Here is an 18701-nt window from a genome sequence, read left to right as displayed (position 1 = left end):
TTCCTTTTTTGCGTCATTTCCCTCCCCTTCATTATAGGCCAGGGCTTCTAGGACATCAATTCTTTTATGTCTTGTAACGTATTCTTAATATGACTGAATATTTCCTTCCTGTCCACATCCTGGAGCAGAAGGGTGAAGTAGGGGCGCTCGTGGACCGTGAAGCGGAGGCGCTTGGGGTGCCTGGCGATGAGGGCCGGCAGCTTCTCCGCCTGGAGGGCCGCGTCCTGCTTGACCTCCAGGAGGACCTTCCCCTTCCGCTCCTCCACTTTCAGGATGTCCACGTCGTGGGCCATGGCCTTCACCAGGGCGATCTCCAGGAGGTTTTGCACCGGCTGGGGCAGCTCCCCGTAGCGGTCCAGAAGCTCTTCCTGGACATCCAGGTAATCCTCCTCCTTCTGGATGGCGGCGATCTTCTTGTAGCTTTCGATCTTCCGGACCTCGTCCTCGATGTAGGTTCCGGGGATGTAGGCGTCCACATCCATCTCGATGCTGGTCTCGAACTTCTCCCTGGCCGGACCGTCCCCCAACTGGTGCTGGTGGACGGCCTCCTCCAGCAGCTTGCAGTACATGTCGTAGCCTACGGCGTCCATGTGGCCGTGCTGCCGCTGGCCCAGCAGGTTCCCGGCACCCCGGATCTCCAGGTCCCGCATGGCGATCTTGAAGCCGGAGCCGAATTCCGTGAACTCCCGGATGGCGGTCAGCCTTTTTTCCGCGGTCTCCTGGAGGATCTTGTCCCGCCGGTAGGTCAGGTAGGCGAAGGCCAGCCGGTTGGTCCGGCCCACCCGCCCCCGGAGCTGGTAGAGCTGGGAGAGGCCCATGCGGTCGGCGTCCTGGATGATGATGGTGTTCACGTTCCCGATGTCCAGCCCCGTCTCGATGATGGTGGTGGAGACCAGGACGTCGATCTCCCCGTTGATGAAGTCGAACATGATGTTCTCCAGCTCCCGCTCGCTCATCTGCCCGTGGGCGAAGGCCACCTCCGCCTCGGGGACCAGGGCCTTGATCCTCCCCGCCACGTCCTGGATGTTGTCCACCCGGTTGTAGACGTAGTAGACCTGCCCCTCCCGGGAGAGTTCCCGGTAGATGGCGTCCTTCACCAGCTCCTCGTCATGCTCCAGGACATAGGTCTGGATGGGCTGGCGCTCCTGGGGAGGCTGCTCCAGGATGCTCATGTCCCGGACCCCCACCAGGCTCATGTGGAGGGTCCGGGGGATGGGGGTGGCCGTGAGGGTGAGGACGTCCACGGTCTCCTTCATCTTCTTGATCTTCTCCTTGTGGGCCACCCCGAAGCGCTGCTCCTCGTCGATGATCAGCAGGCCCAGGTCCTTGAAGCGGACGTCCTTGGAAACCAGCCGATGGGTCCCGATGACGATGTCCACCAGCCCCTTTTCCATGTTCTTGAGGACATCCTTCTGCTCCTTGGCGCTCCTGAACCGGGAGAGGACTTCCACCTGGATGGGGAAGTCCTTCATCCGCTGGACGAAGTTGTTGTAGTGCTGCTGGGCCAGGATGGTGGTGGGGACCAGGTAGGCCACCTGCTTCCCCTCCTGGACCGCCTTGAAGGCCGCCCGGATGGCCACCTCCGTCTTGCCGTACCCCACGTCCCCGCAGAGCAGCCGGTCCATGATCTTGCCGCTTTCCATGTCCGCCTTGGTCTCCTCGATGGCCGTCAGCTGGTCGTCCGTCTCCTCATAGGGGAACATCTCCTCGAACTCCCGCTGCCAGGGGGTGTCGGGGCCGTAGGCGTGCCCCTTCTCGTTTTCCCGGCGGGCGTAGAGCTCCACCAGGTCCTTGGCCAGCTCCTCCACTGCTCCCCGGACCTTGGCCTTGGCCTTCTTCCATTCCGACCCTCCCAGCTTGTTCAGCTTGGGTTGCTTGCCTTCCCCACCGATGTATTTCTGGATCACGTCCAGCTGGTTGGTGCTGATGTAGAGGTTCCCGTTGTCCCGGTATCCCAGCTTGATGAAGTCCTTGCTGATCCCGTCCACCTCGATGGTCTCGATGCCCCTGAAGACCCCTACCCCGTAGTTGTCGTGGACCACATGGTCCCCCACCTTCAGGTCCGTGAAGGAGTCGATCTTGTTCCGCTTCTTCCCGCTCTTCCGGGCGGTTCCCCGCTTCTTGCCGCTGCCGGAGAGCTCGGTCTCCGTCAGGACCCCGAACTGGATCTGGGGGTAGAGGAAGCCCTTGTGGATGCTCCCCACCCCTACGGCCACCTTCCCCTTCTCCAAGGGGACCTCCCGACGGGGCAGGTAGTAGGAGGGGATCCCGGAGTCGTCCAGGAGCTGGACCAGGCGCTGGGCCCGGGTCCGGGAGCCGCTGAGCAGCACCAGCCGGTATCCCTGCCCCAGGAGGTAGTTCATGTCCCCCCGGAGACTGTCGAAGTCGTTGTGGTAGGGGAGCACGGACTTGACCTCCACCTCCACATGGAACTTGTAGTCCAGGAGCTTCCGCTGGGAGTACAGGGTCCCCAACAGGACCACCGGATGCTTCTCCACCTGCCCCAGGATGTCCGCCAGGTCGTGCCCCACCTTCATCTGTCCCGGCAGCAGATACCCCTTCTCGAACCGGTGGGCCATGCTTTCCGTGAATTCCTTCTGGATCCCCGCGAAACGCTCCTGGATCCGGACCGGCTCGTCCAGGAACAGGAAAGGCTTCCGCATGTAGTCCAGCAGGGAGGCCGCCTGGTCGAAATAGTAGTTGAAGCAGCTCTCTATGCCGCTGAAGTTCCCCAGGTTCTCCACCTTCTCCAGGGTCCCCTGGGCATGGCTTTTGAGCCGCTCCAGGGCTTCCTTGTTCCCCGCGGCTTTGAATTTCTTCTCCAGGGTGGCCAGGTCCTTCCGGATTCCCGCCGCCGCCCGCTCCATGGCGGCCTGGTCCACCACCACCTCCCGGGCGGGGATGATCCGGAGCCGCTCCACGTTCTGGATGGAGCGCTGGCTCTCCGGGTTGACCTGCCGGATGGAGTCCACCCCCGTGTCGAAAAGCTCGATCCGGTAGAGGTTCTCCTCCTGCACCGGATACAGGTCGACGATGCCTCCCCGGATGGCGAACTGCCCCTTGCTTTCCACCTGCTCCACCCGCTCGTAGCCCATCCGCACCAGGACCTTGGGCAGGGATTTCATATCCAGCTCCCCGCCGGTCTCCACCTCCAGGAAGCTTCCCTGGAACATCTCCGGGGGGACCAGGGGGTCCATCAGGGCCTCCACTGAGAGCACCACCATGGCCTCCTCTCCGGACAGCAGCTTCTCCAGGATCCGGATCCGCTCCCGGATGATGTCGTTGCTGTGGACATCGGCGCTGTAGAATATGATGTCCTTGGAGGGGTAGTAATGGACCTCCCCCCCGGTGAAGTACCGCAGGTCCTCGGCCATCTCCTTGGCCTTCAGCTCGTTGTAGGTGACAACCAGCCGCTGCCCCCGGGGCATGATCCCGTGGACGAAATGGCACTTCTGGGAATCCGCCACCCCCGTGGCGTACACCGGCAGCCCTCCGTACCGGATCCTGTGGCGGATGGCCTCGAAGGCCTCCAAGTCCTTGAGTTGTCCTATGATCTGATCCGTTTCCATCTCTTTCTCCATCCTCGCCTCTTCTTTCATCGGAACTCTGTTGCTAACATTATAGCATAAAGGTGCCAGGCACTGTGAACGAATGTTCACAGTGCCTGGCACCTTTATGCTTCTAGTACTGCTTCAGCTTCCGGTAGCTGGCCGTGGCCTTCTCCAGGTTGAAGGCCCTGCCTCCCCGGAAATTGGCCGCGTCGAAGGTGGAGTCCACCACCACCCAACGGTCTTCCGCCGCCAGGTAGATCTCGTTCCATGCGTGGTACACGTCGGTGGTGCTGGCATATCCCTTCACCATCCGGGTGGGCACCCCCTGGCTCCGCAACATGGAGGCCAGCAGGGCCGAATAGTCGTAGCAGATGCCCTTCTCCTCCGCCAGCACCTTGTCGATCTGGGGCAGGTAGTCGTAGGAGAGGCTCTTGATCTTCTCGTAATCGTAGGCGATCTTCCGGATCACGTGGCCATGGAAGGAGTTCACCACATCCTTGCCGGTCAGCACCGGGGGCTGGTTGTTCTTCAGCCTGGCCGCCTCCAGGTTGGACAGGAGCTGCTTCCCTGTCAGGATGGCCACATTCCGGGGAGTCCAGTCGATCTCCTGGACGGACTGGAGGTACACCGCCTTAGGATCGGGCAGCGCCACCTGGGCGGTCGCCCCGGCGATCCTGCGGTACTTGCTGTCCACCGTGTTCTCGAAGATGGAGACCGTGTAGGTCCCGTCCCCCATCTGGAGAGGGAAGTTCACGTACTCCGTGCCGTTCTTCAGGTTGTACACATACTGTTCGGCATCCTTCACCACCATCAGCTTCACCTTGGCGGCGGTGCCGGTGTTGAAGTAGACCCGGACGATCCCCTGGTCGCTCTTGCTGAAGTCGATTCCGTAGCCCCGGGCCACCGTCTCCTCCGGCACTTCCGGAACGGCCGTCTGGACCGTGGGGACAGCCCCTCCCCCAACGCTTGCGGCCTCCACCGGGCCGGCCAGGAAGCCCAGGCCCAGAAGCAGGGCGAAGGTTCCTAGGAATAACACAGTCTTCTTCATGGCAATCATCTCCTTTGTCGGAGGACTCCCCCACCTACTCCATAAAAAGGAAAAAAACCCTCTTTCGGCAGCTGGCTGCCACCCCGAAGGGAAAGGCCCTGTAGCTTTGCGTCCCAGCCTTTCGACTGGTTTGCCGTTGTCGGTGATGGTTTTCCTGGAATTCTCATCGGACATTAACATTCACATTCACATTCACATTCACATGTCTGTAGTTTACCATATTCCCGCCCCGGCCGCAATAGATGTAACGAATCTGTAATGTCCGTTTTCGGCTAGCGCTCCACCGCATGGACCACCAGCCGGTGGGTGGGGTTGATCATGGGGTCGCAGGTGATCAGGGTGAGCACCTTGTGCCTGTCGGTGCTTTTCAGCACGGACAGGTCGTCCGGCTCCACCAACAGCTTCTTGTAGACCACGTAGGTGGTCTTTCCCCGGGCGGTCTCCACCGTCACCGTATCCCCGCTCTCCAGCTCGTCCAGCCGGTTGAAGAACTTGCCGAATGTGTGGCTCCGATGGGCCGAAACCACTGAATTCCCCACCTCTCCGGGATAGGTGGTCCCCACCATATGCCCCACGAAGTAGTTCAGCGTGGCCGCGTCCGTACCTTCGGCGATGGGCAGTTCCAGCTTGAGTTTGGGGATGCGGATGGTCCCCATCCGGGTCCCCGTGGGGAGGGCGGGGGCAGCCTCCTGGAGCAAAGGCTCCTCCTGGATGGACCAGCGGTCCTGGGCCTGGGCCGCCTCCTGGGCGCCGCCGGCTTCCTGGAAGACATCCTCCAGTCCGGCGTAGCCCAGGACGGTCTCCTCCGGAGCCGCCCATTCCAGCAGGGGGCTTTCCATCATCTGGTTCTGCTTGTAGCTTCCCCACAGCCGTCCTCCCGCAGCATAGAGCACCAACACCCCTCCCAGCAGGATCAGCAGACGGCTGAGCGCTTTCCTCTTGTCCATGGGATCGCCTCCTTTCAGGCCTTCCGGTTGTAGCGGTTCATGGCCGCCTGGGCTCCCTCTTCCAGGATTCCTTCGATGGCCTTGACCGCATAGGCGATGCTCTCCTCCATCAGGACCTTCTCTTCCTTGTTGAAGGTGGTCATGACGAAATCCGCCAGGTCCCAGCCGGGGGGCTGGCTGCCCACGCCCACCTTGATCCGGGGGAAGGCGTCCGTCCCGATGTGGGAGAGGATGCTCTTGATGCCGTTGTGGCCTCCAGCGCTGCCTTTCAGCCGGATGCGCAGGGCTCCCGGCGCCAGGCTGATGTCGTCGTAGATGACCACGATGTCGGCGGGATCCTCCTTGTAGAAGTCCAGGACCGCCCGGACGCTTTCCCCGCTCAGGTTCATGTAGGTCTGGGGCTTCACCAGCAGGACCTTCTGCCCCCGCACCGTCCCCTGGCCCAGCAGGGCCTTGTGCCGGCTCCTGTCGAAGGCGATCCCGTGCTCCCGGGCGAATAGGTCCACGACCTTGAACCCCACGTTGTGCCGGGTCTCCTCGTATTTCAGGCCTGGATTCCCCAGGCCGATGATGATCAGCATTTCCTTCCCTCCTTTTCCCGGAATAGGCACAGGGGACGCACCCTGCAGGCCGTCTTGCGGCCGCTGTACGTCCCCCGTCTGCGGGCATCGTTCTTGCCCGGTCTATTTCCGGTCGGTCCCGGTCAGTCCACCAGGATGTTCTGGTTCCGTTCGGGGCCCACGCCCACCATGGTGATCTTGCATTCGCACAACTCTTCCAGGCGCTTCACGTAGTTCTTCACCTGCTCGGGAAGTTCGCCGTAGGTGGTGATGTGGGAAATCTCCCCCCAGCCGGGCATGGTCTCGTAGACCGGCTCGCAGGCGGAAAGGTCCTCCAGGCTGGCGGGGAAGTGCTCCACGACCTTGCCCGCCAGCTTGTAGGCGGTGCAGATCTTCACTTCCGGAAGGCCTGCCATCACGTCCACCTTATTCAGGGCGATGGCGGTGAGGCCGCTGGTCCGGACGGCATACTTGCCGATGACGGCGTCGAACCAACCGCAACGGCGGGGCCTTCCGGTGGTGGTGCCGAACTCGTTTCCGGCGGTGCGGATGGCCTCCCCGATTCCGTCATGGAGCTCCGTGGGGAAGGGGCCTTTGCCCACCCGGGTCACATAGCCTTTCATGACGCCGATGCACTCGTCGATCATGGTGGGGCCGATGCCCGCGCCGATGCACACGCCTCCCGTTACAGGATGGGACGATGTCACGTAGGGATAGGTTCCCAGGTCCAGGTCCAGAAGGGTCCCCTGGGCGCCTTCGAAGAGCACCCTTTTTCCCGCCTTGATGGCCTCATAGGCGATGACCGTGGTGTCTGCAAAGTACTTCTCCAGCCGTTTCCCATAGGCCAGGTACTTGGCGATGATCTCCTCGGCATCCAGCTGGACGTCCTTGTCGTACACGAACTTGATGATCTTGTTCTTCACCAGCACGTTCTTGCGGACCTTCTCCGCAAAGACCTCGGGCTTCAGCAGGTCGCAGATCCGGATGCCGCTGCGCTCCGCCTTGTCCATGTAGCAGGGACCGATGCCCTTCTTGGTGGTGCCGATGTCCCCTTCGCCCAGGGACTCCTCGCTGATGCCGTCCAGCACCTTGTGGTAGGGCATCACCAGATGGGCCCGGAGGCTGATCCGCAGATTGTCGGTGCTGATGCCTTGGGCCTGCAGCCCGTCTATTTCCTCTAAAATCCCTTCCGGGTCCACTACGACGCCGTTCCCGATGACGCACAGGGTCCCGGGGTACAGGACGCCCGAAGGCACCAGATGGAATTTGTATACTTTTCCTTCCACAGCTACGGTATGCCCCGCATTGTTTCCGCCCTGGGAACGAATGACAACCTCTGCCTCCTCCGATAATATATCAATGATTTTGGCTTTTCCTTCGTCACCCCATTGGGCACCGATCACAACTTTTGTAGCCATAGCCATAGCTCCTTTCTAAAAATCCGATTTGCACAACCAGTTTATCAGATTAATCCGCATAAATCAACAACTTCTCCATCAACCTGCCACAGGGGAAGGGCCTTTTTCCGGGGATCTTTGGTAGCCGCCGCAACAAATATCCATGGCAAAGGGAGAACATCTATTGTATAATAAAGTTAGGGAAGCATGCCTGCGCTAGGCTTCCGCCCTTCCAGAAGGGAATTCCAGCATTGCGATGCTGCAGGAAAGGAAGTGATTTTATGAAAATCGAAAAAGTGAACAGCAACCAAATCAAGTGCGTGCTGAACAAATCGGACCTCCAGTCCAGGGAAATCAAGGTCAGCGAACTGGCCTACGGCACGGAAAAGGCCCAGGCGCTTTTCAGGGACATGATGGACCAGGCATCCGACCAGTTCGGATTCGACCCCAACGATTCCCCCCTGATGATCGAGGCGGTCCCCCTTTCTTCGGACAGCATCATGCTGATCATCACCAAAGTGGAGAATCCCGATGAGCTGGAGGACAGGTTCTCCAATCTGCCTGTTCCCAACACCCGCACCTTCAGGAAGCGGGAATACGCCACCAACGGCGCCTCCAAGGCGGCCCAGGAGGCGGAAACGGAAACAGGTTCCCGGTTGCCCGTCCGCTCCCCGGAGGGTGTGCCCGAAAACGTCGGCACATTCCTTGTGTACCGGTTCGATTCCCTGAATCACGCCACCGATGCGGCAAAGTACCTGGCCTCCATGGACATCAAGGAAAGCGCCCTGTACAAGGAAGGAAAGCACCTCAAATACTATCTGACCGTGGTGGCGGAGAACCTCCCCCGGTCGGAGGACAAGCTCATCTTCGGCAGGATTTCCGAATACGGCGAGGCCGTTCCCGCAAGGAAACAAGTGGCCCACTACTTCAAGGAGCATTACGACGTGCTCATCAAGGAAAACGCAGTCAAGGTCCTGAGCGACCTTTAGCGCACCAAAAGGGCTGCATCCGAAGCCGATGGCTTCGGATGCAGCCCTTTATCCATGCATGGGACCTTTGGGGACCTATTTGGACGCCAGATGGTCGTTGATCTTCTTGACCAGTTCGTTCACGTCCATGCCGTGCACCATGCAGGCCTCTTCCAGGGTCTCTCCCTGGGAGGACGGGCAGCCGATGCAGTGCATGCCGGCTTCCATGAGGATGGGGATGATGCCTTGGTCCACACGGAGTATATCTGCGATGATCATTTCTTTTGTAATCTGTGCCATGGGTATTCCTCCTGTTCAAATGGTATAGGCTATTATAATACAGTTCTGGCCCGTTTTCAAGGGGCTCTCAATTTCTTTTCAGGATGTCCACCTGGTAACGGTAGAGGTCCGGCCGGTACCAGGACTCCTCGTAGAAGAGCTTCCGCCCGTTCTGTGCGTAGGTGATGCCATTGACCTTCAACAGCGCCATGGGCTTCCCGAGCTGCAGGATCTCCATGAGGCTGCGGTTCGCCATGACCGCATCCATCTGGCAGGAGATGTTGGTGACGGTGAAGCCGTACTCCTCCTCCAGGACCTTGTAGAGGGAGCCCTCCAGTTCCTTCTCCCCCAGGCCGGGGCAGCTCTCCTCGGGGATATAGAGGGTCTCCAGGGCGATGGGGGTGCCGCTCCCCAGACGCAGGCGCTTCAGCTTGTAGAAGCGGGTCCCCCGGTCCACCCCCAGACGCTGGCTGAGGACCTGGGAATCATAGATGGTGGAGAATTCCAGGATGCGGGTGGTGGGCTCGTAGCCCTGGCCCCGGATGGTTTCCGTGAAGCTCTTCACGTTCTGCTGCAGGAAGGAGGGGGAGGCCACAAAAGTGCCCCGCCCCGGTTCCCGCAGCAGGGCCCCCTCCTCTTCCAGTTCCTTCAGGGCCTGCCGCAGGGTCATCCGGCTGACGCCGTAGTCCTTCGCCAGGGTCCTCTCCGGGGGCAGCTTGTCCCCCGGCTTGTAGGTCTGGTCCTGGATCTTCCCCGCAAGGTCCTTCTTCAAGCGCAAATACAGACTGTCCATCTTCTTCCTCCCGCCGCCAAAACTCTCCCTTGATGATAGCACAAAGGAGGGGCCCTTGCAAACCATAACAATTATTTGCTAGAAACCACTTGACGTGTATACAGTATACTTATATAATGGAAGCAGGGTATTCCTACCGGACCGGTGGGAATACCCCGAGGCCCCACATACAACAGCACACCACAGGAGGTATTTATGCAAAACGCATGGAAGGGCTTCACGCCCGGCGATTGGACGAAGAGCGTGGATGTCCGTGATTTCATACAGAAGAACTTTTCCCCCTATCTGGGAAACGCCGGTTTCCTGGCGGACCCCACCGAGGACACGAAGGCCCTTTGGGAGCAGGTCCAGGGCCTGTACCAGGAGGAGACCGAAAGGGGCATCCTGGACGCCGAAACCCGGATCCCCTCCACCATCACCAGCCATGGTCCGGGCTATCTGGACCGGGATCGGGAAACCGTCGTGGGCTTCCAGACCGACGCCCCCCTGAAGCGGGGCATCCTGCCCAACGGCGGCATCCGGGTGGTGAAGGGCGCCCTGGAGGCCTACGGCTACCAGCTGGACCCCATGACGGAGGAGATCTTCACCAGCTTCCGCAAGACCCACAACGACGGGGTGTTCGACGCCTACACCGAAGGGATGCTGGCCGCCCGGAAGTCCGGCATCATCACGGGACTTCCGGACGCCTACGGCAGGGGACGGATCATCGGGGACTACCGCCGGGCGGCCCTCTACGGCCTGGATTTCCTGATCCAGGCCAAGGAGGCGGAGAAGCGCCAGCTGGACATGGACTACATGGAAGAGGACACCATCGTCCTGCGGGAGGAGCTTTCCGAGCAGATCGCGGCCCTGAAGGAGCTGGTGGCCATGGCCCGGTCCTACGGCTTCGACATCCGCCGCCCTGCCGAAAACGCCCGGGAAGCCATCCAGTGGACCTATTTCGCCTATCTGGCCGCCATCAAGGAGCAGGACGGGGCCGCCATGTCCCTGGGCCGGGTCTCCACCTTCCTGGACATCTACATCGAACGGGACCTGCGGAACGGCACCCTGACCGAGGCCGGGGCCCAGGAGCTGATGGACCACTTCGTCATGAAGCTTCGGATGGTGCGTTTCCTGCGCACCCCACAGTACAACGACCTTTTTTCCGGAGACCCCACCTGGGTGACGGAAGCCATCGGAGGCGTGGGGCTGGATGCCCGCCCCCTGGTGACCAAGACCAGCTACCGGATGCTGCACACCCTCTACACCTTGGGCCCCGCCCCGGAGCCCAACCTGACCATCCTCTGGTCCGAGCAGCTGCCGGAGCCCTTCAAGCGGTATGTGGCCCAGGTCTCCATCGACACCAGCTCCATCCAGTACGAGAACGACGACCTGATGCGGGAGTCCTATGGGGACGACTACGGCATCGCCTGCTGCGTGTCCGCCATGCGGATCGGGAAGCAGATGCAGTTCTTCGGCGCCCGGGCCAACCTGGCCAAGGCCCTGCTCTACGCCATCAACGGCGGGAAGGACGAGTACCTGGGAATCCAGGTGGGGCCGGAATTCGCCCCCATCACCGGGGACACCCTGGAGTACCAAGAGGTCATGCGCAAGTTCGACCAGGTCATGGACTGGCTGGCCCAGCTCTACATCAACACCCTGAACGTCATCCACTACATGCACGACAAGTACGCCTATGAACGGGTCCAGATGGCCCTCCACGACAAAGACGTGTTGCGCACCTCCGCCTGCGGCATCGCCGGACTTTCCGTGGTGGCCGACTCCCTTTCCGCCATCAAGCACAGCAAGGTCCGGGTCATCCGGAACGCGGAGGGGCTGGCCGTGGACTACGAGGTGGATCCGGACAGCTATCCCGCCTTCGGGAACAACGACGACCGGGTGGACGAGCTGGCGAACGGGCTGGTGGAGACCTTCATGAACAAGTTGCGCAAGCACAAGACCTACCGGGATTCCATCCCCACCCTTTCCGTGCTGACCATCACCTCCAATGTGGTGTACGGCAAGAAGACCGGGGCCACCCCCGACGGCCGGAAAAAAGGGGAGCCCTTCGCTCCCGGCGCCAACCCCATGCACGGCCGGGACAAGAACGGCGCCATCGCCTCCATGGCTTCGGTGGCCAAGCTGCCCTACAAGCATGCGGCCGACGGCATCTCCTACACCTTCTCCATCGTCCCCAAGGCCTTGGGCAAGGATGCCGCCAGCCGGGTGGACAACCTGGCGGGGATGCTGGACGCCTACTTCCACGACACCGGCCATCACATCAACGTGAACGTGTTCGACAAGGAGACCCTGCTGGACGCCATGGACCATCCGGAGAAATACCCCCAGCTGACCATCCGCGTTTCCGGCTACGCGGTCAATTTCGTGAAGCTGACCCGGGAACAGCAGCTGGATGTGATCCACCGTACCTTCCATGAAAAGATCTGATTGATTCCCAAGGAGGTGTTCTTATGTCCGCAACACTGAAAGTGCATTCATTGGAAAGCTGCGGCACCGTGGACGGCCCCGGAATCCGCTTCGTGGTGTTCCTCCAGGGCTGCGCCCTGCGCTGCCAGTACTGCCACAATCCGGACACCTGGAAGATGTCCGGAGGGACCGCGTACACCGTGGAGGAGCTCTTTGCCGAAATCTCCAAGTACAAGTCCTACATGCGGTTCTCCAAGGGCGGGGTGACCGTCACGGGGGGGGATCCCCTGCTCCAGGCCGGCCCCCTGGTGGAGCTCTTCAAACTCTGCCGGGAATCCGGAATCCATACGGCCTTGGACACCTCCGGTTTCCTCCTCAACGACCGGGTGAAGGAGCTTCTGGGCCTTACGGACCTGGTGCTCCTGGACATCAAGCACTTCGACCCGGAAACATACAAGGCCATCACCGGCGCCGGTCTGGGACCCACCCTGGAATTCTTCGAATACACCCAGGCCCAGGGGATTCCCGTGTGGATCCGGTACGTGCTGGTTCCGGGCCTCTCCGACCAGCCGGAGCACATCCGGGCCCTGGCGGCGTATCTGGGAGGGTTCCAGCACATCCAGCGGATCGACGTGCTTCCCTTCCACAAGATGGGGGAATACAAGTGGAACGAGCTGGGCTACGAATACAAGCTGGGGGACACCCCCGAGCCTTCCAAGGAATCCCTGGTGGCCGCAATGGCCATCTTCAAGGAGTACAACCTGCAGGTGGCCACCACCTGAAGGCCCTTCGGCGCTGTCTGACAGCGCCGAAAATTTTTACCTTCTGCTTCTTGTATTCTCCCAGGGTATGGGTTAAAATGGAACTTGTAAAACGAGAATGAGGAGGTGTCAACATGGCATATGTAATCAACGACGAGTGTATTTCTTGCGGCGCTTGCGAGCCCGAATGTCCGGTCAACGCAATTTCCGAAGGGGATTCCAAGTATGTGATCGACGCGGACACATGCATCGACTGCGGCGCTTGCGCGGATGTTTGTCCCGTAGACGCACCCCAGCCCGAGTAGTCAAAAGCGATTTTGAATGCGAAAACAGGCAGAAGCCCCAAAGGCCCTGCCTGTTTTTTTGTCCATCGAAAACGTTCGTCCACGCTTGTTCTAGAGCTCCGTCCTGCCTTCCAGGGCCCGGGACAGGGTCACCTCATCCACATACTCCAGGTCGCCGCCCACGGGGACGCCGTTGGCGATCCGGGTGGTGCGGATGCCCGAGGGCTTGATCAGCTTGCTCAGGTAGACCGCCGTCGCCTCCCCTTCCACCGTGGAGTTGGTGGCCAGGATCACCTCGTCGATGTCCTCCTTCTGGAGCCGCACCAGAAGCTCCCGGACCTTCAGCTCCCCGGGACCGATGCCCAACATGGGGGAGATGGCCCCCTGGAGCACATGGTAGAGGCCCTTGTACTGCCGGGTCCGCTCATAAGCCGCCAGGTCCCGGGACTGCTCCACCACCATGATGGTGCGGGCGTCCCGTTTGGGATTGCCGCAGATGGGGCACAGGGCCTGGTCCGTGATGGTGAAGCACTGCTCGCAATACCGGGTGTTCTGCTTGGCCCCCAGGATGGCCTCCGCCAGGCTCCTGGCCGTCTCCGGAGGACTGTTCACCAGATGGAAAGCCAGCCTCTGGGCCGTCTTGTGGCCGATGCCCGGGAGCTTGCCCAGCTCCTCGATCAGCTGGCCGATATGGCTGCCGTAGTAGTCCATGGACTAGAACAGGCCTCCGGGCAGGTTCATCCCGCCGGTGAATTTGGACATCTGGCTGTTGACCGCGTCCTCCGCGGCCTTCACGGCGCCGTTCACGGCAGCCACGATCAGGTCCTCCAGCGTCTCCACATCGTCCGGGTCCACAGCCTCCGGCTTGATCTCAATGGACTTGAGCATCTTCTTGCCGTTCACCACGGCCTTGACCACCCCGCCTCCCGCGGTGGATTCGAAGGTCAGGTCATCCAGGTTCTCCTGCATCTCCTGCATCTGCTGCTGCATCTTCTGGGCCTGCTTCATCAGGTTGTTCATGTTGCCGGGCATTCCGCCCCCAAAACCGCCTTTTTTTGCCATGTCGTTCTCCTTTCCGGTCCATTTCCTCTCCGTGTCATTTCACTTCGATGGTAAAATTTATTTTGGACGAGAGCTCCTCGAACACGCTTTTCGCTTCCTCCAAGGTATCCCTGCTGTGGCTGGAGGATCTGGCCATATAGTCCTTCTCGTCCACCACCGCCACCTGGAACCGCTTCTTGTGCAGCTCCTCCAAGATCCTTATCATTGTACCCAAATATTCTTCCTGTGACAATATGTTTTTTTGGGTCTCGTTCTCCACCAGCACTGTCAGGACCGGGGCCTCCTGGTTCTGGTCCCCCTCCAGATACAGGGGGGTGGCCTGGCGCAGGGCCGCCTTCAGGAACGCCTCGGTCCGGTCCACCAGGGCACCCCAGTGGCTGATGGCGGCCCGGATGTCCTCCGGATAGGCTTCCGGAAGGACGGTCCGCTCCTTCTTGACTGGGGCCTTCCCTTCCTTGGGCTCCTTGGGCGCCCGGACCGGGGGGGGGGCCTGGGGCACCCCTTCGGCCATCCTCTTCTCCAGGTCCCCGATCCGGTCCAGTAGACCCTGGGGGGTGCTGTCCATGGTCTTCCGGCAGAGCCGGAGGACCTCGATCTCGATGAGGACCCGCTTGGCGGCGGCCCCCTTCACCTTCCCCTCAAGGTCGGAAAAGGCTTGGACCAGATGCATGATCTCCTCGTCCCTGTAGTCCCCCACGGCCTGGCGGATGGCCTCCTGGCTTTCCGCCGACAGGTCCAGGGCCTCCTGGGCCTGGGGCATGTTCTTGACCACCAGCATGTTCCGCAGGTGGGTAAGCAGGTCCACCAGGAACTGGACCAGGTCCCGCCCCTGCATGACCACCCGGTCCAGAAGGTCCAGGGCCGCTCTGGCGTCCTGTTGGTGGATGCTTTCCACCAGCTCCATGAAAACGGTGCTGTCCACCGCCCCCAGCACCTCCAGGACCTTCTCGAAGGTGATGCTTTCCCCGATGTAGAAGGCGATGCACTGGTCCAGGATGCTCAGGGCGTCCCGCATGGAGCCGTCCGCCACCCGGGCCACGTAACGGATGGCCTTCTCCTCCTGCCCGATCCCCTCCTCCACCATGTAGCCGGCCAGGGTATGGGCGATGACCTCCATGGGGATCCGCCGCAGGTCGTAGCGCTGGCAACGGGACAGGATGGTGGGCGGGATCTTGTGGGGGTCCGTGGTGGCCAGGATGAAGACCACATGGGGCGGCGGCTCCTCCAGGGTCTTCAGCAACGCGTTGAAGGCCCCCGTGGAAAGCATGTGCACCTCGTCGATGATGTAGACCTTGTACTTCCCTTCCGTGGGTGTGTAGCGGACGTCCTCCCGGATCTCCCGGATGTTGTCCACCCCGTTGTTGGAGGCCGCATCCATCTCGATGACGTTCATGCTCTTCCCGTCCAGCAGGTTCCTGCAGACCGGGCACCGGTTGCAGGGGTTCCCTTCCACCGGCGCCTGGCAGTTGATCGCCCTGGCGAAGATCTTGGCCAGGGTGGTCTTCCCCGTACCCCGGGTTCCGCAAAAAAGGTAGGCGTGGCCGATGCGGCTTGCCTTGATCTGGTTGGACAGGGTGCGGACGATGGGGTCCTGGCCCACCACCTGGTGGAAGTCCACGGGGCGCCATTTCCGATATAGGGCGGTATAAGACACAGGAATCCCTCCTTGCAAAAAAAGGACTACGCACGGAACGGTTGTCCGTCCCATCAATAGTCCTGGTTTCGTTTCAATGGTTTCTATAATTTTAAATCCGTGCGCCGCACTTCGACAGGCATTCACAAGCGTTACCCTGACAGTTGACTCAGACCAGGCGCCCTTGCGGCACACAGGGGGTTCCACTTAGTGCTGCTACCTTCCGGTCCTGACACGGTTCATGGAGTCCTGTTGCGCAAGACCCGGTCGTCATTGCCACTTATCAAAGCCAGCCTTGCAAGATGCAAGCCTCGGATTGGCATCACCCCTGCTGTAGCGGATTGCAGGTACAGGGCACCGCTGACTCCCCGGCTGCACGGAAACTTTAAAACCCAACTTATAAAGCAAGGTCAAGTATAGTCCATTTGGCAGCGGATGTCAAGCCTTTTTCCGCTCCCGCAACTCCCGGAAGAACCGCTGCAGCAGCTCCCGGCACTCCTCCAGCAGCACCCCTTCCCGGACCTCCACCTGGTGGTTGAATCCGGGAAAACGGAGGATGTCCATGAGGGTGCCCCCGCTTCCCGCCTTGTGGTTGGGGGCCCCCACCACCACCTTGTCCATCCGGGCCTGGACGATGGCCCCCGCGCACATGGGGCAGGGCTCCAGGGTGACCACCATGGTGCACCCTTCCAGGCGCCAGTCCCCCAGCGCCGCCGAGGCCTCCATGATGGCGGTCAGCTCGGCGTGGGCCAGGGTGCTCTTGTCCGTGTTCCTCCGGTTGTAGCCCCTCCCGATGACCTTTCCCTCGTGGACCACCACCGCACCGATGGGGACCTCCTCCAGGGCATAGGCCTTCATGGCCTCCTCCAAGGCCTCCCGCATGTAATCCTCTTCCGTCATATGCCCGATCCTTCCATTTGTTCACACAATGTTCATGTAATTTACATTTTCTATACACATTATTGCGATAGTATAACCGGGTAAGAACAATTACCTCTTACATATTAATACTCTCCCCCTCATCCTTTACAATAGCACCTTGCGCATGCAACGGTGCTTTTTCTTTTGTACGGGGCGCCCTTCCTGCAAATGACATCACCCACACCCTAACGGGTGTGGGTGATGTCATCGATCATCAGGAACAGGGACAATCCGAAGGTGGCGATGCCCACCAAGGCCAGAAAGCCCTTGTAGACCTTCCGGGTCAGACGGACCCCTTTCCGCAGCTTCCTATAACGCTTCCTGAAATTTCCCATTTACAACAGCTCCAGCATCCTTTCCAGGATTTTTGAGGAATTGGCCACCGCCATGGCGATGAATTCGTTGAAATTGGTTTCCGCCGTGTCGTCCGCCTTGTCGGAAATGGAACGGAGGATCACGAAAGGGATCTTGTTCAGATGGCACACCTGGGCCACTGCGGCCCCTTCCATCTCGGTGCAGAAGCCCTGGAAGGTCTGTTCCAGCATCTCCTTCTTGACCGGATCGGAAATGAACTGGTCGCCGCTGACGATCCTCTCCACATAGACGCTGGTGCGCACCGGAAGCCTGTCCGCCGCCTGGAGGGCGATCTTGACCAGGTGCTCGTCCGCAGGGAAGATGCTGGTCTCCATCCGGGGGATTTCCCCTAGGGCGTAGCCGAATCCGGTGGCATCCACATCATGCTGCAGCGTATCCTTGGAGATCACCACATCCCCGATTTCCAGCTTGCCGTTCAAGGCGCCGGCCACTCCCGTGTTGATGATGGCTTCCACATAGAAGCAGTCGATGAGGATCTGGGTGCAGACCGCCGCGTTCACTTTGCCCACGCCGCCTTTGACCAGCACGACCTCATGGCCGAAGAGCGTTCCCTGATAAAAATCCAGGGATGCGATGCTGCGTGTTTCCTTTATTTCCATCACGTCCTGCAGTCCCATGACCTCTTCCTGCATGGCGCCGATGATTCCGATTAGCTTCATATGTGACCTCCTTGACCGAATGCCTGATGGTTTCTGTTTGATGTACCATTGATGATTGCCTCCATTATAACAGATACCCTCTCCACCTGGCAATCAGGGAATTCCCCCCGCCTCCGGCCTAGAAGTTGTCGGTCAGGAAGGTCTCCAGCTTTCCGTCCACCATTTCCAGCTTCTCCCTGGCCTCACCCGACGTCTTGCGCATGGCCTCGTCCACCTCCAGCACCTTGGCGATCAGCTTGTCCAGGCTGTCCAGGAGCTTCTGCACGGCGTTGGGGATGGAACGGTCTTCGAACACGCCTTCGATCCAGTCGTCGGCCACCTCCAGGAAGCTTCCGACCTCCATGTCCACGATCCGCTTCATCCAAAGGCCCTCCAGCTCATTGTGGTATTTCCTGAGCATCCACTGGATCTTGTGGAGTTGCTCCTGGGCCTCGTCCAGGTAGGCGTACTTCTGGATGGTGGCCACGGTCCCCCCGCCGGACACGTCGTAGTCCCCCCAAAGCTTTGCCTTCTCCAGGTTCTTCCGGGTCATGTTCAGCTCGCTCAGGACCTCGGTGGCCAGGTTGATGGCTTCCTGGCACTGCCGGATCTCCTTCTCGTGGGACTCCTTCTCCCCCAGGATCACCCGCAGGGACGCGGCCTCCGAAGGCTTGTATTTCAAAATCTGCTTTTCCACATCCGCGACCACATGAAGGTAGGACTGCTCCACCGCATCGTACTCCCGCAATTTGCCCGAAAGGTAGTCCAGTTCCCGGAGCAGCTGGTTGTACTCGTCCTTGGTCTGCTCGTACTTCAGCTGGTCCTTGTACACCTTCTCCTTTTCCGCTTCCAGCTTCTCCACCTTGCCGGAAAGCAGGGCGTTGACGACGGAGGAAAAGGTTACCTTTTCCAGGGTCTCCAGATTGCTCTTCTCTTCCTTCAGCTCGTTCTGGAGGGCCTCCAGCCGCATGGCCAGGAGAAGCTTCTGCCTTCCCAGCTGCTCCAGCCTCTTGGAGAGCACGTCCCTTTCATGGCGCTTTTGGTTCAGTTCATTCAGTCTTGCATTCAATGCTCGCAT

The 18701-nt window shown here is 60.4% G+C and carries 18 protein-coding genes, 1 other RNA gene and 1 riboswitch; of the genes, 4 read left to right on the top strand and 15 right to left on the bottom strand.

The window, feature by feature from the left end; genetic code table 11:
- Positions 1–47 precede the first annotated feature (47 nt).
- The 5 genes from mfd to GXN74_RS01220 form a co-directional block, all read right to left on the bottom strand.
- Positions 48–3581 carry a transcription-repair coupling factor gene (gene mfd / locus GXN74_RS01240; protein WP_162369102.1) on the bottom strand — a complete coding sequence of 1178 codons (3534 nt, stop codon included), beginning with the start codon at positions 3579–3581 and terminating at the stop codon, positions 48–50.
- A 100-nt stretch (positions 3582–3681) separates the two neighbouring features.
- A complete protein-coding gene (locus GXN74_RS01235; RefSeq protein WP_162369101.1) occupies positions 3682–4599 on the bottom strand; it encodes a transglutaminase-like domain-containing protein in 918 nt (305 codons plus the stop codon).
- Positions 4600–4662: 63 nt separating this feature from the next.
- Positions 4663–4744: riboswitch (cyclic di-GMP riboswitch) on the bottom strand.
- Between the two features lie 127 nt (positions 4745–4871).
- Complete coding sequence (locus GXN74_RS01230) at positions 4872–5546, bottom strand: class D sortase (RefSeq protein ID WP_162369100.1); 675 nt, start codon at positions 5544–5546, stop codon at positions 4872–4874.
- A 14-nt stretch (positions 5547–5560) separates the two neighbouring features.
- Positions 5561–6127, bottom strand: a complete 567-nt coding sequence (gene pth, locus GXN74_RS01225) for an aminoacyl-tRNA hydrolase (RefSeq protein ID WP_162369099.1) — start codon at positions 6125–6127, stop codon at positions 5561–5563.
- Positions 6128–6249: 122 nt separating this feature from the next.
- Positions 6250–7524 carry an adenylosuccinate synthase gene (locus tag GXN74_RS01220; RefSeq protein WP_162369098.1) on the bottom strand — a complete coding sequence of 425 codons (1275 nt, stop codon included), beginning with the start codon at positions 7522–7524 and terminating at the stop codon, positions 6250–6252.
- 260 nt (positions 7525–7784) lie between these two features.
- On the opposite strand from GXN74_RS01220, the gene GXN74_RS01215 reads away from it, so the two are divergent.
- Positions 7785–8492: an adaptor protein MecA gene (locus GXN74_RS01215; protein WP_162369097.1), complete on the top strand. Its 708-nt coding sequence runs from the start codon at positions 7785–7787 to the stop codon at positions 8490–8492.
- 75 nt (positions 8493–8567) lie between these two features.
- On the opposite strand, the gene GXN74_RS01210 is transcribed toward GXN74_RS01215, so the two are convergent.
- Both GXN74_RS01210 and GXN74_RS01205 read right to left on the bottom strand, forming a co-directional pair.
- Positions 8568–8771 carry a DUF1858 domain-containing protein gene (locus GXN74_RS01210; RefSeq protein WP_162369096.1) on the bottom strand — a complete coding sequence of 68 codons (204 nt, stop codon included), beginning with the start codon at positions 8769–8771 and terminating at the stop codon, positions 8568–8570.
- A 67-nt stretch (positions 8772–8838) separates the two neighbouring features.
- Positions 8839–9543 (bottom strand): GntR family transcriptional regulator, encoded by a 705-nt coding sequence (locus GXN74_RS01205; protein ID WP_162369095.1) that lies wholly within the window; start codon positions 9541–9543, stop codon positions 8839–8841.
- 195 nt (positions 9544–9738) lie between these two features.
- On the opposite strand from GXN74_RS01205, the gene pflB reads away from it, so the two are divergent.
- The 3 genes from pflB (at position 9739) to GXN74_RS01190 (ending at position 13015) form a co-directional block, all read left to right on the top strand.
- Entirely contained in the window at positions 9739–11970 is a 2232-nt protein-coding gene (gene pflB / locus GXN74_RS01200) for a formate C-acetyltransferase (RefSeq protein WP_162369094.1), read from the top strand.
- 23 nt (positions 11971–11993) lie between these two features.
- The gene (pflA, locus tag GXN74_RS01195; RefSeq protein ID WP_162369093.1) at positions 11994–12731 is read left to right on the top strand and encodes a pyruvate formate-lyase-activating protein; all 738 of its coding nucleotides are present in this window, start codon (positions 11994–11996) and stop codon (positions 12729–12731) included.
- A 113-nt stretch (positions 12732–12844) separates the two neighbouring features.
- Positions 12845–13015: a DUF362 domain-containing protein gene (locus GXN74_RS01190; RefSeq protein ID WP_162369092.1), complete on the top strand. Its 171-nt coding sequence runs from the start codon at positions 12845–12847 to the stop codon at positions 13013–13015.
- Positions 13016–13105: 90 nt separating this feature from the next.
- Here the strand turns inward: GXN74_RS01190 and recR are convergent, their stop codons facing one another.
- The 8 genes from recR to GXN74_RS01150 form a co-directional block, all read right to left on the bottom strand.
- The gene (gene recR / locus GXN74_RS01185) at positions 13106–13705 is read right to left on the bottom strand and encodes a recombination mediator RecR (protein WP_162369091.1); all 600 of its coding nucleotides are present in this window, start codon (positions 13703–13705) and stop codon (positions 13106–13108) included.
- 3 nt (positions 13706–13708) lie between these two features.
- Complete coding sequence (locus tag GXN74_RS01180; RefSeq protein ID WP_162369090.1) at positions 13709–14056, bottom strand: YbaB/EbfC family nucleoid-associated protein; 348 nt, start codon at positions 14054–14056, stop codon at positions 13709–13711.
- Between the two features lie 34 nt (positions 14057–14090).
- Positions 14091–15710 carry a DNA polymerase III subunit gamma/tau gene (gene dnaX, locus GXN74_RS01175; RefSeq protein WP_162369089.1) on the bottom strand — a complete coding sequence of 540 codons (1620 nt, stop codon included), beginning with the start codon at positions 15708–15710 and terminating at the stop codon, positions 14091–14093.
- A gap of 97 nt (positions 15711–15807) precedes the next feature.
- An RNA gene (gene ffs / locus GXN74_RS01170) (signal recognition particle sRNA large type) lies at positions 15808–16069 on the bottom strand.
- A gap of 58 nt (positions 16070–16127) precedes the next feature.
- Positions 16128–16589: a tRNA adenosine(34) deaminase TadA gene (tadA, locus tag GXN74_RS01165; protein ID WP_162369088.1), complete on the bottom strand. Its 462-nt coding sequence runs from the start codon at positions 16587–16589 to the stop codon at positions 16128–16130.
- 206 nt (positions 16590–16795) lie between these two features.
- Complete coding sequence (locus GXN74_RS01160; RefSeq protein ID WP_162369087.1) at positions 16796–16945, bottom strand: hypothetical protein; 150 nt, start codon at positions 16943–16945, stop codon at positions 16796–16798.
- Complete coding sequence (locus GXN74_RS01155; protein WP_162369086.1) at positions 16946–17644, bottom strand: 5'-methylthioadenosine/adenosylhomocysteine nucleosidase; 699 nt, start codon at positions 17642–17644, stop codon at positions 16946–16948.
- A 118-nt stretch (positions 17645–17762) separates the two neighbouring features.
- On the bottom strand, positions 17763–18701 hold the full coding sequence (locus tag GXN74_RS01150) for an AAA family ATPase (protein ID WP_162369085.1): 939 nt from the start codon (positions 18699–18701) through the stop codon (positions 17763–17765).

The sequence above is a fragment of the Anaerotalea alkaliphila genome (genome assembly GCF_010179735.1).
Classification (GTDB): domain Bacteria; phylum Bacillota; class Clostridia; order Lachnospirales; family Vallitaleaceae; genus Anaerotalea; species Anaerotalea alkaliphila.
This window is presented reverse-complemented; position numbering and strand designations above follow the sequence as displayed.